This is a genomic window from Burkholderia cepacia complex sp. TUM26381 (assembly GCF_057439935.1).
On sequence record NZ_CM172007.1, the window covers coordinates 814362 to 828794 of the forward strand.

The window sequence follows — 14433 nt, forward strand, 5'->3', positions numbered from 1 at the left end:
CGCAGCCGAACCGAACCGGCCGCGCGATGCATGACGCTACGCGGCCCACTGCAAGGAGAATGCATCGATGAACGCGAATCCGACGCCCCGTACCGGGCAAGACGTGCCGACGGTCAAGCTGCTGATCGACGGCGCCTTCGTCGAGTCCGCCACCCATGAGTGGCGCGACATCGTCAACCCGGCGACGCAGCAGGTGCTCGCGCGCGTGCCGTTCGCGACCGTCGCCGAAGTCGACGCGGCCGTGCAGGCCGCGCACGCCGCGTACGCGACGTGGAAGAACACGCCGATCGCCGCGCGCATGCGCATCATGCTGAAGTTCCAGGATCTCGTGCGCACGAACCTGCAACGCATCGCGAAGACGCTGACGGCCGAGCAGGGCAAGACGATTCCCGACGCCGAAGGCGACATCTTCCGCGGCCTCGAAGTGGTCGAGCACGCGTGTTCGATCGGCACGCTGCAGCTCGGCGAATTCGCGGAGAACGTCGCGGGCGGCGTCGATACCTACACGCTGCGCCAGCCGCTCGGTGTATGCGCGGGGATCACGCCGTTCAACTTCCCCGCGATGATTCCGCTGTGGATGTTCCCGATGGCGATCGTGTGCGGCAACACGTTCGTGCTGAAGCCGTCCGAGCAGGATCCGATGTCGACGATGGAACTCGTCGAGCTCGCGGTCGAAGCCGGTGTACCGAAAGGCGTACTGAACGTCGTGCACGGCGGCAAGGAAGTCGTCGATGCGATCTGCACGCATCCGCTCGTGAAGGCGATCTCGTTCGTCGGCTCGACGGCGGTCGGCACGCACGTGTACAACCTCGGCAGCGCGCACGGCAAGCGCGTGCAGTCGATGATGGGCGCGAAGAACCACGCGATCGTCCTGCCCGACGCGAACCGCGAGCAGGCGATCAACGCACTCGTCGGCGCGGGTTTCGGCGCCGCCGGCCAGCGCTGCATGGCGACGTCGGTCGCGGTGCTCGTCGGCAAGGCGCGCGACTGGCTGCCGGATCTCGTCGCGAAGGCGAAGGCACTGAAAGTCAATGCGGGCGCGGAAGCCGGCACGGACGTCGGGCCGGTCGTGTCGAAGACCGCGAAGGAACGCATCCTGTCGCTGGTCGACGCGGGCGTGAAGGAAGGCGCGAAGCTCGAACTCGACGGCCGCGGCGTGAAGGTGGACGGCTACGAGCACGGCAACTTCATCGGCCCGACGATCTTCTCGGGCGTGACGACCGGCATGTCGGTCTACACGCATGAAATCTTCGGCCCGGTGCTGGTCGTCATGGAAGTCGACACGCTCGACGAAGCGATCGCGCTCGTCAACGCGAACCCGTTCGGCAACGGCGTCGGCCTGTTCACGCAGAGCGGCGCGGCCGCGCGCAAGTTCCAGAGCGAGATCGACATCGGCCAGGTCGGCATCAACATCCCGATCCCGGTGCCCGTGCCGTTCTTCAGCTTCACCGGTTCGCGCGGCTCGAAGCTCGGCGATCTCGGCCCGTACGGCAAGCAGGTCGTGCAGTTCTACACGCAGACCAAGACGGTCACCGCCCGCTGGTTCGACGACGACACGACGGCCGGCCCGGTGAACACGACGATCCGGCTGCATTGAGCGGCGGAGGAGACCACCATGAAAATCGGATTTATCGGCCTCGGCCACATGGGCGCGCCGATGGCGCTGAACCTGCTGAAAGCCGGCCATGAAGTGCACGCGTTCGACCTGAGCGCCGACGCGTTGCGCGCGCTGCAGGACGCCGGCGCGCAGGTGGCCGCGTCGCCGCGCGATGCGGCGTCGGGCGCGACGTTCGTGATCACGATGCTGCCGGCCGCGCCGCACGTGCGCTCGGTGCTGTCCGGCGAGAACGGCGTGCTGGCCGGCCTCGGCGCGGGCGCGACCGTGATCGATTCGAGCACGATCGACCCGGCGAGCGCACAGGCATTCGGCGCGCTGGTGCGCGAGCACGGCGGCGCGTTCGTCGATGCGCCGGTGTCGGGCGGCACCGGCGGCGCGGCGGCCGGCACGCTGACCTTCATGGTCGGCGGCAGCGACGCGGATTTCGAGCGCGTGAAGCCGGTGCTCGCGGGCATGGGCAAGAACATCGTCCACTGCGGCGCGACGGGCATGGGGCAGGTCGCGAAGGTCTGCAACAACCTCGTGCTCGGCATCTCGATGGCGGCCGTGTCGGAGGCGATGTCGCTCGGCGTCGCGCTCGGCATCGACCCGAAGGTGCTGGCCGGCATCGTCAACACGTCGACGGGCCGTTGCTGGAGCTCGGATACCTACAACCCGTATCCGGGCGTGATCGAGACCGCGCCGTCGTCGCGCGGCTACTCGGGCGGCTTCGGCACCGACCTGATGCTGAAGGATCTCGGCCTCGCGAACGACGCGGCGAAGCAGGCACGCCAGCCCGTCTATCTCGGCGCGCTCGCGCAGCAGCTGTACCAGACGATGAGCAGCCGCGGCGACGGCCAGCTCGATTTCTCGGCGGTGATCCGCCTGTACCAACCGGCAACGAAGAAGGACGCGTGATGATCGAACTGGACTACGTCGACGACGGCGCAATCGCGTGCGCGACGCTCAAGCGTCCGCCCGCGAACGCCTTTACCGCCGACGGGCTGCTGGAACTGCAGGCGACCGTCGCCGAACTGAACGCCAACCCGCGCGTGCGGGCACTCGTGATCACCGGCGACGGCCCGAAGTTCTTCAGCGCGGGCGCCGACCTCAACACGTTCGCCGATGGCGACCGTGCGGTCGCGCGCTCGATGGCGTCGCGCTTCGGCGCGGCGTTCGAGGCGCTGCATGACGCACGCGTCGTGACGATCGCGGCGATCAACGGCTATGCGATGGGCGGCGGGCTCGAATGCGCGCTCGCGTGCGACCTGCGGATTGCCGAGACGCATGCGCAGATGGCGCTGCCGGAGCCGTCGGTCGGCCTGCTGCCGTGCGGCCTCGGCACGCAGACGCTGCCCTGGCTCGTCGGCGAGGGCTGGGCGAAGAAGATCATCCTGACCGGCGCGCGCGTCGATGCGGCGACGGCGCTGCGGATCGGCCTCGTCGAGGACGTGGTGGAAAGCGGGGCCGCGCGCGATGCGGCGCTGGCGCTCGCGCGCAACGTCGCGCGGCAGAGCCCGCATGCGGTCGCGTACAGCAAGGAACTGATCGGCCTCGCGCGTCGCGGCGTGCCGCGCAGTGCGGCGCTCGCGGTCGAGCGCGAACGTTTCGTCGACCTGTTCGACACGAACGATCCGCGCGAAGGCGTGGCCGCGTTCCTCGGCAAGCGCGCGCCGCAATGGCACACCGATGGAGAGCCGCAACGATGAGCACGCCGGTGACGAAACACGACGCGTTCGCGGAGCACGCGCCCGAGGTGCTGTTCCGCGTGGTGAACCGCGTGGCGCTGATCACGCTGAACCGGCCGGCCGCGCTCAACGCGCTGTCGTACGCGATGATCGGCGAGCTGGCCGCGCTGTTCGAGCGCTGCCGCACCGACGACCAGATTGTCGCGGTCGTGCTGCGCGGCGCGGGCGAGAAGGGCTTCTGCGCGGGCGGCGACGTGCGCGCGCTGCACCGGATGGTCGCGCAGCGCGAAACCTGGCTGCCGTTCTTCGTCGACGAATACCGGCTCGACTACGCGATCCACACGTTCCCGAAGCCGGTGGTCGCGCTGATGGACGGCGTGACGATGGGCGGCGGCATGGGGCTTGCGCAAGGCGCGGCGCTGCGCGTCGCGACCGAGCGCAGCAAGATCGCGATGCCGGAAACACGCATCGGCCTCGTGCCCGATGTCGGCGCGACGCATTTCCTGTCGCGCATGCCGGTCGAACTCGAGCTGTACACGGGGCTGACGGGCGCGATGCTGTCGGGCGCCGACGCGCTGAGCGCGAAGCTCGCGGATCTGTGCGTGCCGTCCGCGTGGCTCGACACGTTCGAGACGCGCATCGAAAGCGTCAGGTGGGACGGCGATGCGCTGCCGTTGCTGCGCAAGGTGTTCGAGCCGCCGTGCAACGTGGTGCCGCACGCGGCGCTCGACAGCCAGATGCCGTGGATCGTCCGCCACTTCGACAAACGCTCGACCGTCGAGCGGATCGTCGCGACGCTCACGCAGGATCTCGCGCGTGAAGAGCTGTCGCGCGAGCACCGTCAATGGTTGCAGGCGACGCTCGATGCGCTCGCGAGCCATTCGCCGACGATGCTCTCGGTGACGCGCGAGGCGCTGTTGCGCGGCCGGCAGATGACGCTCGCCGAATCGTTCCGGATGGAGCTCGGCATCGTCGCGCGTGCGATCGAGGAAGGCGACTTCTGCGAAGGCGTGCGCGCGCATCTCGTCGACAAGGATCGCAAGCCGCGCTGGGCGCCCGCGTCGCTGGTCGAAGTGCGCGCCGAACGCGTGCGGCATTTCCTGACGTCGCCGTGGAAGCTGTTCGCACATCCGCTCGCCGATCTCGGCGCGGCGTGATCTCCCGACGCGCCGCGCGGCGGCGCGTCGGTTTCAACCCATCTCATCGCGCGTCGGCGGGGCGCTCGATCATCGGCGGAATCGCCTGCGCGAGCGCGTCGATCACGCAGCGCGTCTTGCGCGGCAGGTAGCGCGTCTTCGGCCAGATCGCGTGGATGTCGCCTTCGCACACGAAGCAGCGATCCAGCACGACCACCATCTCGCCGCGCTTCACGTAATGGTCGAGCAGCCAGCTCGGCACCCACGCGATCCCGAACCCCGACGCGCCGGCCGCCGCGATCGCCTGCACGTCGTCGAAACTCAGTTGATGCGGCATGTCGATCCGCACCGTCGAGCCGTCCGGCGCGCGCAAGTCCCACGGTTGAATGACGCCCGAGCGTGAATACGCGATCGTCCGGTGGTGCTTCAGGTCGTCGAGCGTCTTCGGCATTCCGTAGCGCGCGAGATACGACGGCGCGGCGCCGAGGCTGCCGTATTGCGTGCCGAGCCGCCGCACCGCGAGGCTCGTGCTGTCCGCGAGCGTGCCGATCCGCACGGCGAGGTCGATGCCTTCCTCGACGAGATCGACGAAACGGTCGGTGATCGACACGTCGATCCGCAAGTGCGGGTAATTGCGTGCGAGATCGAGCACGATCGGCGTCACGCAGTGGTGCCCGAACGCGAGTGGCACGCTCAGCCGCAGTTTGCCGCGCGCCTCGTTGCGGCCGCAATCGAGATCGGCTTCTGCCGCTTCCAGCTCCGACAGCGCGCGCACGCAGCGGTCGTAGTACGCCTGGCCGTCGTCGGTCAGGCTCTGGCTGCGCGTCGTGCGTTGCAGCAGCCGCGCGCCGAGCCGCTTCTCGAGCCGCGCGATCGCCTTGCCGACCGCCGAGCGCGTCATGTCGAGCCGCTCGGCGGCGAGCGCGAAGCTGCCCGATTCCACTACCTGGACGAAGGTCGTCACGCCGTCGAGTCTGTCGGTCATCGCGAGTTGCCGTGATTGAGTCCTGAGATTCCCCAGTTCGTGGAAATATACGCGTCAATGGGGAGGGAAATTCTCACTATAGTACCGATTCCCGTCCAGCGTGCGTCGCCGGCCGCACGCGGCGAATCCTACTCACCTGGAGGCGCGCGGCCTGTCGCCGGGTCGCCGCGCAATACGCATGACGCTATCCGATTCCCGCAGGAATGCGGTCGCACTCGCGGCCGTCTGTCTCACGTCGCTGATGTTCGGCCTCGAAATCTCGAGCGTGCCGGTGATCCTGCCGACGCTCGAACGCGTGCTGCATGGCGATTTCAACGGCATGCAGTGGATCATGAATGCGTACACGATCGCGTGCACGACGGTGTTGATGGCGGCCGGCACGCTCGCCGACCGGTTCGGCCGCAAGCGCGTGTACGTGATCGGCACCGTGCTGTTCGGCGCGACGTCGCTGCTGTGCGGGCTCGCGCCGAATGTGCCGGTGCTCGTCGCGGGCCGGCTGCTGCAGGGCGCGAGCGGCGGCGCGATGCTGATCTGCCAGATTGCGGTGCTGTCGCACCAGTTCCGCGAGGGCCGCGAACGCGGCCGCGCCTTCGGGATCTGGGGAATCGTGTTCGGCATCGGGCTCGGCTTCGGGCCGATCGTCGGTGGCGCGATCGTCGCGCTGGCGAGCTGGCCGTGGGTGTTCCTCGTCCATGCGCCGCTCGCGGCCGTCGCGCTCGTGCTGATCGGCGGCGCGGTGCAGGAATCGCGCGATCCGCATGCGGGTACGCTCGACGTCGCGGGCATCGTCACGCTGTCGCTCGCGGTGCTCGGTCTCGCGTTCTACATCACGCAAAGCGCCGAGCTGGGGCTGACGAGCGCGGCGGGCCTCGGCGTGCTCGGCGCAACCGTGCTCGCGGTGATCGGCTTCGTCATCGCGGAGCGCGCCAGCGCGCGGCCGATGTTCGACTTCTCGGTGTTCCGGATCCGCGCGTTCACCGGCGCGATCTTCGGCTCGATGGGGATGAACTTCAGCTTCTGGCCGTTCATGATCTACCTGCCGATCTGGTTCCAGGTCGCGCTCGGCTACGACAGCGTGACGGCCGGCCTCGCATTGCTCGCGTACACGCTGCCGACGCTGGTCGCACCGCCGTTCGGCGAGCGGCTCGCGTTGCGCTACGGGCCGGGCGTCGTGATTCCGGGCGGCCTGTTCACGATCGCGGCCGGCTTCGCGCTGATGCGGCTCGGCAGCGCGGCCGAGCATGCGAGCTGGCTGACGATGCTGCCCGGCTGCGTGATCGCCGGCATCGGGCTCGGGTTGACGAACACGCCCGTTACCAACACGACGACGGGCGCGGTACCGAGTTCGCGGGCCGGGATGGCGTCGGGGATCGACATGAGCGCGCGGATGATCTCGCTCGCGCTGAACATCGCGGCGATGGGCTTCGTGCTGGTCGCGGGGATCGTTGCGAGCCTGAAGGGCGGGGCGGCGGGCGCGATCGGCGCTGCCGCGTTGCGCCGGCTCGCGCAGGAGATCGCGTCGGGCCGCACCGACGGGCTGCACGCGATCGCGCCGGCGCTCGCGCAGGCCGACCCGACCGGCGCGGCGCTGCATGCGGCGCTCGTGCACGGCTTCGGCTGGGTGATGGTGTACGGCGCGGCCGGCGTGGCCGTGCTCGCAACGGCAAGCGCGGTGGCGTTCGCGCCTGCACGGCGCGGGGCGGCCGTGTGCGAATGACGCGGCCCGCGCGTCGCGCCGGCCTGCCGGTCAGGACGTGCCGCCGCCGAGCGCGCGGTAGAGCTTCATCTGGTTGTTGAGCCGGTTCAGGCGCGTCAGCTCGTCGGCGCTTTGCGCGCTCCTCAGTACCTGCTGCTGGTCGAGCCACGGTTGCACGGCGGTTGCGCCGGCCGCGAAGCGCGCGGCGGCCAGCCGCTCGGCACGCTGCGCCTGGGCCAGCGACAACGCGCGCTGTTCGGCCTCGCGTTCGAGCTGCACGCGTGCCGACAACGCATTCTCGACTTCCGCGAGCGCCGTATGGAGGCGCTGGCGGAATCCGACCACCGCTTCCTCGTACTGCGACTTCGACACCTTGATCTGCAGCTGCATCGTGTTCCACTGGATGAACGGCAGTGCGAGGCCGAGCCCGAGCGTGCCGACCGGATTCATCAGCACGCGCTCGAGGCTCGTGCTCGTGGTGCCGGCGCTGCCGGTCAGCGTGAAGGTCGGGTAGAAGCTCGTGCGCGTCGCGTCGACCTGCGCGAGCGACTCGCGCAGCCGGAATTCCGCCGCACGCAGGTCGGGGCGCCGGCCGAGCAGGCTCGCGGGCAGGCCGGCTGCCACTTCAGGTGGCGCCGCGGCGGGCAGCGCCGACGGTTCGGCCGCGCGCTCCTGCGGCGGCCGGTCGAACAGGATGGCGAGCGCGTGGCGGTTCTCGGTGCGCTGCTGGATCAGCTGCGTCTGCGTGGCGCGTTGCGCGGCGAGGCTCTGTTCGGCCTGCGCGAGGTCGAGCCCCGACACGGCGCCGGCCGTGTGCCGCGACCGGACGACCGCGAGCGTGCGCACCGCATACGCGATGTTCGCGTCGCCGAGCGCGATCTGCCGGTTCAGATAACCGATCTGCCAGTACAGCGACGCGGTCGTGCCGATCAGCGACAGCCGGGCGGCTTCGAGATCGGCGGCCGTTGCATCGGCTTCCCAGTGCGCGGCATCGCGCAGCGCGGCCAGCCGGCCCCACAGGTCGATTTCGTAGCTGAGCGAACCGTTGATGCCGCTCGACCGGCTCGTCCGGTGCGTATCGAGCGTGCGCGACACGGCGCCGTTCCCGCCGGCCGTCACGTTGGGCGTCAGGTTCGTATCGGCGAGCCCGGCCTGCAGTTGCGCGCGATACACGCGGATCGCCGCGATCGCGAGGTCGTTGTTGGTGCGCAGCGCGTCGTCGATCAGCGCGTCGAGTTGCGGATCGCCGAAGCTGCGCCACCAGTCGTGCGCGGTGGCCGGCGCGTCGGCCGCGATGGGGGCGGCCCAGTTCGCGGGCATCGCGACCGCCGGCAGCGGGTCGTGGCGCGCGCCCGCGCAGCCGGCGAGCAGCGCGGCCGCGCACGCGATTGCGCCGAAGCGGTGAAGCGGTGAGGAATGCGTCATGGCAGGTCTTTCGTCAGTCGCGCGCGAGCGCATCGATCGGATCGAGCCGCGACGCGTTGCGCGCGGGCATGAAACCGAATATCACACCGGTGAGCGTCGAGCACACGAACGCCGTCACGATCGCACCGGCGGAGAACACCATCTTCCACTGCGCGACGAACATCGAGAACAGTGCGCCGAGCCCGAACGACAGCGCGATGCCGATCGTGCCGCCGAGCAGGCAGACGAGCACGGCCTCGACGAGGAACTGCTGCAGGATGTCGGACTGGCGCGCGCCGACGGCCATCCGGATACCGATCTCGCGCGTGCGCTCGGTGACCGACACCAGCATGATGTTCATCACGCCGATCCCGCCGACGACGAGCGAGATCACGGCGATCAGCGACAGCAGCAGCGTCAGCGACTGGCCGGTCTTCTCGACGGTCTTGACCACGCTGTCCATGTTGTACGTGAAGAAATCCTTGCGGCCGTGGCGCTGGATCATCAGCTTCTCGAGGCTTTTCTCGGCAGCGGCGCTCGGCTGCCCGTCGCGCACGCGCACGGTGATGCTGTCGAGATAGCGCTGGCCGAACAGGTGCCCGCTCGCGGTGGTGTACGGCACCCACACGTTCAGGCTTTTCACGCTGCCGAACGCGCTCTTCTTGTCGGCCGTCACGCCGATCACGACGCACGGCACGTTGTCGACCAGGATTACGTCGCCGACCGGGTTGCGCGTCGCGCCGAACAGCTTGCGGCGCGTGTTCTGGTCGATCACGGCCACCTGCGCCTGGCGGCGCACCGCGTCGTCGTCGAACCCGGCGCCGAGCGCGAAGCGCATCCCGCGTGCCTGGAAGTAGCGGTCGCCGACGCCGCTCACGAGCGCGTTGACGTCGACGTTGCGGTAGCGCAGCAGCAGCGTGCGCGACGTTTCGGGTGTCGCGCTGTCGACGTACGGCTGCTCGGCGAGCGCGGCGACATCGGCCGGCACGAGCGTCTGGATCGTGTCGGCGCGGCTGTCGCCCCAGTCGGTGCCCGGATAGACGTTGATCGTGTTGGTGCCGATGCTGCCGATCTCGTCGAGCATGTAGCGCTTCGCGCCTTCGCCGACCGCGACGATCGACACGACCGACGTGATGCCGATGATGATGCCGAGCATCGTCAGCAGCGTGCGCAGCCGGTGCGACACGAGCGCGATCCACGCCATCCGGCATGCCTCGGCGAAGCGGCCGGTGCCGGCCGCGAAGCGGCGCGCGCGCGGGCCGGGTTCGGCGTCAGAGGGCGGCGGCGCATCGTGAGCGGCGGGTGCGGAGGGCGCGTCCGTTGCCGGGCCGGAAGCTGCGGCGGCAGCGATGCCGGCTTCCGCAAGCGCTTCCGCGTAGTGGCGGTTCGGCCGGTCGGCGACGATCTCGCCATCGCTGATTTCGATGATGCGTCGCGCATGGCGCGCGACGGCCTTGTCGTGCGTGACGATGACGATCGTATGGCCGAGCGCGTTCAGCTCGTGCAGGATCCGGATCACGTCCTGGCCGCTTTTCGTGTCGAGCGCGCCGGTCGGTTCGTCGGCGAGGATCACCTGGCCGCCGTTCATCAGCGCACGCGCGATGCTCACGCGCTGCTGCTGGCCGCCGGACAGTTGCCCGGGCCGATGATGCGCGCGATCCGCGAGCCCGAGGCGCGCGAGCAGTTCGCGTGCGCGTGCGTGCCGCGCCGCTCGCGTGGTGCCCGCGTAGATCGCCGGCATTTCGAGGTTCGCGACCGCGTCGACGTGCGGCAGCAGGTGATAGCGCTGGAACACGAAGCCGAAGTGCTCGCGACGCAGCTGCGCCAGCTCGTCGCTGTCGAGCATGTGCGTATCGCGTCCGCCGACCGTGTAGATGCCTTCGCTCGGGTGATCGAGGCAGCCGAGGATGTTCATCAGTGTCGACTTGCCGGAGCCCGACGCGCCGACGATCGCGACGATCTCGCCCGCATCGATCGACAGGTTCACGTTGTTCAGGACGACGACGTCCTTGTCGCCGGCCGGAAAGCGTCGCGTGACGGCCGCGAGTTTCAGCAGGGGCTGGCTCATCGTCACACCACGTCCGATAGCGGCGCGTGCTCGTCCGCCGAGGCTTCGCCGATCACGACGCGCTCGCCGTCCTTCAGGCCGGCCAGCACTTCGACGCGCACGTTGTTGTTGATGCCAATGCGGATGTTGCGCGTTTCCGTGCTGCCGTCGGCGCGCAGCACGCGCACTGCATAGGTGCCGTCCTTGCGTTTCTCGCCGAGCGCCGCGGCCGGAATGCTGAGCGCGTTGCGTGCGTTGCCGAGCACGATGCTGACTTGCGCGGTCATCGAGATGCGCAGCCGGTGCTCGGGATTCGGCACGTCGAACAGCGCGTTGTAGAACACCGCGGCGTTCGGTTTCGCGCTGCCGCCCGCGCCGCCGCCGAGCGCGCTTTGCGCGTCGGCGTAGTTCTGCGGCGCCGGCTCGATCGCGCGCAGCTTGCCGTAGTGACGCTTGTCCGGCTCGCCGAGGATCGTGAAATACGCGGCCTGGCCGGCGCTCACGCGGATCACGTCGGCTTCCGACACCTGTGCCTTCACGGTCATCGTGTCGAGATTCGCGAGCTTCAGGATCACCGGCGCCTGCTGCTGCGCGATCACGGTCTGGCCTTCCTGCGTGACGATCGCGACGACCTCGCCGTCGATCGGCGCGACGATGCGCGTATAGCCGAGGTTGGCCTGCGCGGTCTCGATCTGGATGCGGGCCGAACGGATCTGCGCGGCGAGCGACGCGAGTGTCGCGCGCTGCACGTCGAGCGTCGCGCGCGCGGCCTCGAACGATTCGCGCGACGTCGCATCGTCGGGCAGCATCGCCTGCTGGCGCTGGAACGCGAGTTCGGCCTGCGTCAGTTGCGCGGCGGTCGACTGATGTTGTGCACGCAGGCTTTCTTCGCTCGCGCGCGCCTGGCGCAGCGTGTTTTCCGAAATCACGGGGTCGATCTCGGCGAGCCACTGGCCCTTCGTGACCTTGTCGCCGAGCTTGACCTTCAGCGTCTTCAATTGCCCCGACACCTGCGCACCGACGTCGACCTGCCTGAATGCCTGCAGCGCGCCGGTCGCGAGTACCGCGTTCTCGAGATCGCCGCGCGTGACGGGCGCGGACAGGTACTGCGGATGCTTGTCGGGCGCGCAGGCCTTCAGCGTGACGCCGGCCGCGATCGCGACGACGGCAAGGGTAGCCAGCACGATGCGCCGGCGGCGATGGGTCTTCTGGGTCATGAGAGCGCAGCGAGGATGAAGCGGGCGCCGGCGATGCGTGCGGCCGAGCAGGGCGATCCGGTTGGTGTCGCATGCCGGGCGTGTTGCCCGCGACGGAATCCGCGTACGCATCGCGCGGGCGTGCCGAATCGAATCAGACGCTCATGGTAAGCGAGGAATTCGCGCCAAATCGTGTGGAAATTGTGCTGAATTGTGCGAGAGCCGTGCCGCAGCGGCGGGCGGGCGGCGCGATTGTGGCGATCCGTGAATGGGCGGCCGCCCGCGCTACCGCTGCGCGGCGACGATCGCGAGCATCGGCCGGTCGCGCTCCTCGTCGAGCGCGGGCATCGCGTCGACCTGCTCGGGCGTCGGCCCCCATTCGTCCAGGTGCGTGAGCGTGAAGCCGCTGCCGATCAGCAGGTTCACGAGCGTGCCGAGCGTGCGGTGCTGCTTGACGACGCCCGGCGCGAGCCAGTCGGTCACGCGTTCGCCTTCGCGCTGGTAGCCGTCGAGCGGCCACGAACGGTTGCCCTGCGCATCGACGACGAAGCCGGGCCGGCGTGGCGCCGTATAGACCGGATGCTCGATCGAGAACACGAGCCGCCCGCCCGGCGCGAGCGCGCGGTGGATCGACCGCAGCAACGTGTCGAGGTGCGCGATGTAGTGGAACGCGAGCGAGCTGTATGCGAGTTCGAACGCGGCATCCGGCAGCGCGAGCGTTTCGAGGTCGGCGCGGCGGTACGTGATCGCCGGATGCGCGGCGGTCGATGCCGCGCGTGCGAGCATGCGTTCGGACACGTCGACGCCGAGCACGCTGGCCGCCCCCTGATCGGCCGCCCAGCGGCTGAACCAGCCGTAGCCGCAGCCGAGGTCGAGCACGTGGCGGCCCCGCAGATCCGGCAGCAGCGCCCGCAGCGCGGGCCATTCGGGCGCGCCGTCGAGCCCGTGAACCGAGCGGCTCAGGCGGCTGTAGCCTTCGAAGAAGGCCGGGTCGTCGTAAATGTTCTGCGTCATGCGTCGGGCCTCGTGCGAGCGGGGCACGCGGTGCGGCGCGCCCGATCCCGCGAGCTTACGCGTGCTGCCCGCCCGCGTCGATCCTGCGCCGTGTATCGGCATCGACGATCTCGCGGATCGCGCTGAACAGCGGCGCGGCGTCGGTATAGCGCCGGCCATAGCCGAGATTGAATGCGTAGTCGAAATCGGGCGGGTTGCTGCCCTGGTTGTGCTGCAGGATCGTTTCGAGCTTGTCGAGCGCCTTCGCCGCGCGCGCCTCCGGCGACGCGGCGGCCTCGTATTCGTCCCACAGCGTGACGATTTCGTCGCGCAGCGTGCGGTCGAGCGAGGCGGTCAGCGTCAGCAGGTCGTCGCGTTCGTGCGCGCTCTTGTCGGGGTGCGCGGCCTGCTCGATCGCGGGGATGTCGCCGTGCAGCGCCTCGCCGAGATCGTGGACGACGCACAGCTTCAGCAGTTTCAGCGTGTCGATGCCGGGCAGCGCATCGGCGAACACGAGCGCCATCAGGCACAGCCGCCAGCTGTGCTCGGCCGTGCTTTCCGGGCGGCCGGCCGACGTGTAGCCGCTGCGCAGCACGTCCTTCAGGCGTTCGGCTTCGCGCAGGAAATCGAGCCGCGCGCGGATCGTATCGGGATTCATGGTCGGCGTCCTTGCGATGAGCCGTCAAGCGTACGCCGGCCGCGCGCGGTTGGTCCACGCATGAAATATGCGTGGCGGAGGCGGGATCGGGCGTGACGGGCCGGCCCCGCCGACGGATGCGCCTAGATCAGCGAAAAGCCGGCCCAGCAGAACAGCGCGAAGAAGCCGGTCTGGATCAGGACGACGAAGCCGAATGCGTAGGGATGGCTGCGGCGCGCCACGCGCCGGCCGCCGGCGTTGGCGACGCCGGAGCGAAGCGCGCCCAGTATCGCGATGCCCGTATAGAGCATGAACGCGACGATCACGAGCGCGCGTACGGCGAACATCGACATAGGGCAATCCTCCGGGCCGCGCCGTCAGTCAAGATGAATTCCTGTGCGTTGCGTGCGACTGCGCCGACGCGCGCAGCGCGTTGCAATGCCGCGCTTACGCATCGTGCAGCGTTTCCACGAGGCGCGCGGCCGAGCCGTCCGACAGCGTCATCCGTGTCCACCGGCACCGGCTGCCGCGAATCGGCACGACGCGCGACGCATTCGCGCCGGTGTCGAATTCGACGCTCGGCGGCCCCGCGCGGTCGTGCCAGCCGAGCGGGTCGAGCGCGGCTTCCATGCGGGCGATTTCCGGCGTCGCGTAGCGCCACAGCGACGCGCCGAGCAGTGTCGACAGCGGTTGCGAGAATTCGGCCGCACGCGCCGGCGAGCTGGCGAGCAGGCGGTGCGTGAGATCGCACACGAGATGCATGCGGCCCGCGCTGCCCGCGACGAGCCGCGCGAGCGCGTGGTCGCCCGCGGAATCGAGGCGCGCGGCGAGCAACTGCTCGGCCGTCGCGCGCTCGTCGGGCGACATCTGCTGGAGGCCGGCCTCCCAGCGCGAGATCGTCGATTGCGCGACGCCGAACAGTTCGGCCGCGTGGCTTTGCTTGATGCGGCGCAGCGCGCGCCAGCGCCTGAGCTGCGGGCCGAGCGAGGACGGATGTGGCGAAGGGTCACGCATGTCGATGCTCCTCTTTCAGGCGTCGGCCGGGCGCGTTGCC

13 protein-coding genes are annotated in these 14433 nt (G+C 69.5%); 5 read left to right on the forward strand and 8 right to left on the reverse strand.

Annotation, left to right across the window (positions count from 1 at the left end):
- Positions 1–67: 67 nt before the first annotated feature.
- The 4 genes from ACWMMN_RS20430 to ACWMMN_RS20445 are packed head-to-tail and all read left to right on the forward strand — an operon-like array spanning position 68 to position 4442.
- Positions 68–1597: a CoA-acylating methylmalonate-semialdehyde dehydrogenase gene (locus tag ACWMMN_RS20430; RefSeq protein ID WP_059239482.1), complete on the forward strand. Its 1530-nt coding sequence runs from the start codon at positions 68–70 to the stop codon at positions 1595–1597.
- Positions 1598–1615: 18 nt separating this feature from the next.
- Positions 1616–2515, forward strand: a complete 900-nt coding sequence (mmsB, locus tag ACWMMN_RS20435) for a 3-hydroxyisobutyrate dehydrogenase (RefSeq protein WP_069252269.1) — start codon at positions 1616–1618, stop codon at positions 2513–2515.
- Positions 2515–3306, forward strand: coding sequence for an enoyl-CoA hydratase (locus ACWMMN_RS20440; RefSeq protein ID WP_256087290.1), 792 nt, complete (start codon positions 2515–2517; stop codon positions 3304–3306). Before mmsB ends, ACWMMN_RS20440 begins: the two co-directional genes overlap by 1 nt.
- Positions 3303–4442: an enoyl-CoA hydratase/isomerase family protein gene (locus tag ACWMMN_RS20445; RefSeq protein WP_059239488.1), complete on the forward strand. Its 1140-nt coding sequence runs from the start codon at positions 3303–3305 to the stop codon at positions 4440–4442. The genes ACWMMN_RS20440 and ACWMMN_RS20445 overlap by 4 nt, the downstream gene beginning before the upstream one ends.
- 43 nt (positions 4443–4485) lie before the next feature.
- Here the strand turns inward: ACWMMN_RS20445 and ACWMMN_RS20450 are convergent, their stop codons facing one another.
- Positions 4486–5406 carry a LysR family transcriptional regulator gene (locus tag ACWMMN_RS20450; protein ID WP_174992462.1) on the reverse strand — a complete coding sequence of 307 codons (921 nt, stop codon included), beginning with the start codon at positions 5404–5406 and terminating at the stop codon, positions 4486–4488.
- 178 nt (positions 5407–5584) lie between these two features.
- Here ACWMMN_RS20450 and ACWMMN_RS20455 point away from each other — a divergent pair, with 178 nt between their 5' ends.
- Positions 5585–7123, forward strand: a complete 1539-nt coding sequence (locus tag ACWMMN_RS20455) for an MFS transporter (protein ID WP_486423862.1) — start codon at positions 5585–5587, stop codon at positions 7121–7123.
- A gap of 30 nt (positions 7124–7153) precedes the next feature.
- Here ACWMMN_RS20455 and ACWMMN_RS20460 read toward each other — a convergent pair whose 3' ends face one another.
- From ACWMMN_RS20460 to ACWMMN_RS20490, 7 genes are all read right to left on the reverse strand, one after another.
- Positions 7154–8527, reverse strand: coding sequence for an efflux transporter outer membrane subunit (locus ACWMMN_RS20460; protein ID WP_059240930.1), 1374 nt, complete (start codon positions 8525–8527; stop codon positions 7154–7156).
- Positions 8528–8540: 13 nt separating this feature from the next.
- Positions 8541–10574 (reverse strand): MacB family efflux pump subunit, encoded by a 2034-nt coding sequence (locus tag ACWMMN_RS20465; protein WP_059239495.1) that lies wholly within the window; start codon positions 10572–10574, stop codon positions 8541–8543.
- Between the two features lie 2 nt (positions 10575–10576).
- Entirely contained in the window at positions 10577–11770 is a 1194-nt protein-coding gene (locus ACWMMN_RS20470; protein WP_342705288.1) for an efflux RND transporter periplasmic adaptor subunit, read from the reverse strand.
- A gap of 264 nt (positions 11771–12034) precedes the next feature.
- On the reverse strand, positions 12035–12763 hold the full coding sequence (locus ACWMMN_RS20475) for a class I SAM-dependent methyltransferase (RefSeq protein WP_059239500.1): 729 nt from the start codon (positions 12761–12763) through the stop codon (positions 12035–12037).
- 55 nt (positions 12764–12818) lie between these two features.
- Positions 12819–13400, reverse strand: coding sequence for an HD domain-containing protein (locus ACWMMN_RS20480; RefSeq protein ID WP_059239502.1), 582 nt, complete (start codon positions 13398–13400; stop codon positions 12819–12821).
- Between the two features lie 122 nt (positions 13401–13522).
- Positions 13523–13732, reverse strand: a complete 210-nt coding sequence (locus ACWMMN_RS20485) for a hypothetical protein (RefSeq protein WP_256086065.1) — start codon at positions 13730–13732, stop codon at positions 13523–13525.
- Between the two features lie 94 nt (positions 13733–13826).
- Positions 13827–14393 (reverse strand): helix-turn-helix domain-containing protein, encoded by a 567-nt coding sequence (locus tag ACWMMN_RS20490; RefSeq protein WP_174992457.1) that lies wholly within the window; start codon positions 14391–14393, stop codon positions 13827–13829.
- Between the last annotated feature and the right edge of the window lie 40 nt (positions 14394–14433).

What these genes read in the sequence shown, in the direction of transcription:
- ACWMMN_RS20430 (WP_059239482.1), top strand. Translation starts at nt 68, where the DNA reads ATGAACGCGAATCCGACGCCCCGTACCGGGCAAGACGTGCCGACGGTC.
- mmsB (WP_069252269.1), top strand. Translation starts at nt 1,616, where the DNA reads ATGAAAATCGGATTTATCGGCCTCGGCCACATGGGCGCGCCGATGGCG.
- ACWMMN_RS20440 (WP_256087290.1), top strand. Translation starts at nt 2,515, where the DNA reads ATGATCGAACTGGACTACGTCGACGACGGCGCAATCGCGTGCGCGACG.
- ACWMMN_RS20445 (WP_059239488.1), top strand. Translation starts at nt 3,303, where the DNA reads ATGAGCACGCCGGTGACGAAACACGACGCGTTCGCGGAGCACGCGCCC.
- ACWMMN_RS20450 (WP_174992462.1), bottom strand. Translation starts at nt 5,406, where the DNA reads ATGACCGACAGACTCGACGGCGTGACGACCTTCGTCCAGGTAGTGGAA.
- ACWMMN_RS20455 (WP_486423862.1), top strand. Translation starts at nt 5,585, where the DNA reads ATGACGCTATCCGATTCCCGCAGGAATGCGGTCGCACTCGCGGCCGTC.
- ACWMMN_RS20460 (WP_059240930.1), bottom strand. Translation starts at nt 8,527, where the DNA reads ATGACGCATTCCTCACCGCTTCACCGCTTCGGCGCAATCGCGTGCGCG.
- ACWMMN_RS20465 (WP_059239495.1), bottom strand. Translation starts at nt 10,574, where the DNA reads ATGAGCCAGCCCCTGCTGAAACTCGCGGCCGTCACGCGACGCTTTCCG.
- ACWMMN_RS20470 (WP_342705288.1), bottom strand. Translation starts at nt 11,770, where the DNA reads ATGACCCAGAAGACCCATCGCCGCCGGCGCATCGTGCTGGCTACCCTT.
- ACWMMN_RS20475 (WP_059239500.1), bottom strand. Translation starts at nt 12,763, where the DNA reads ATGACGCAGAACATTTACGACGACCCGGCCTTCTTCGAAGGCTACAGC.
- ACWMMN_RS20480 (WP_059239502.1), bottom strand. Translation starts at nt 13,400, where the DNA reads ATGAATCCCGATACGATCCGCGCGCGGCTCGATTTCCTGCGCGAAGCC.
- ACWMMN_RS20485 (WP_256086065.1), bottom strand. Translation starts at nt 13,732, where the DNA reads ATGTCGATGTTCGCCGTACGCGCGCTCGTGATCGTCGCGTTCATGCTC.
- ACWMMN_RS20490 (WP_174992457.1), bottom strand. Translation starts at nt 14,393, where the DNA reads ATGCGTGACCCTTCGCCACATCCGTCCTCGCTCGGCCCGCAGCTCAGG.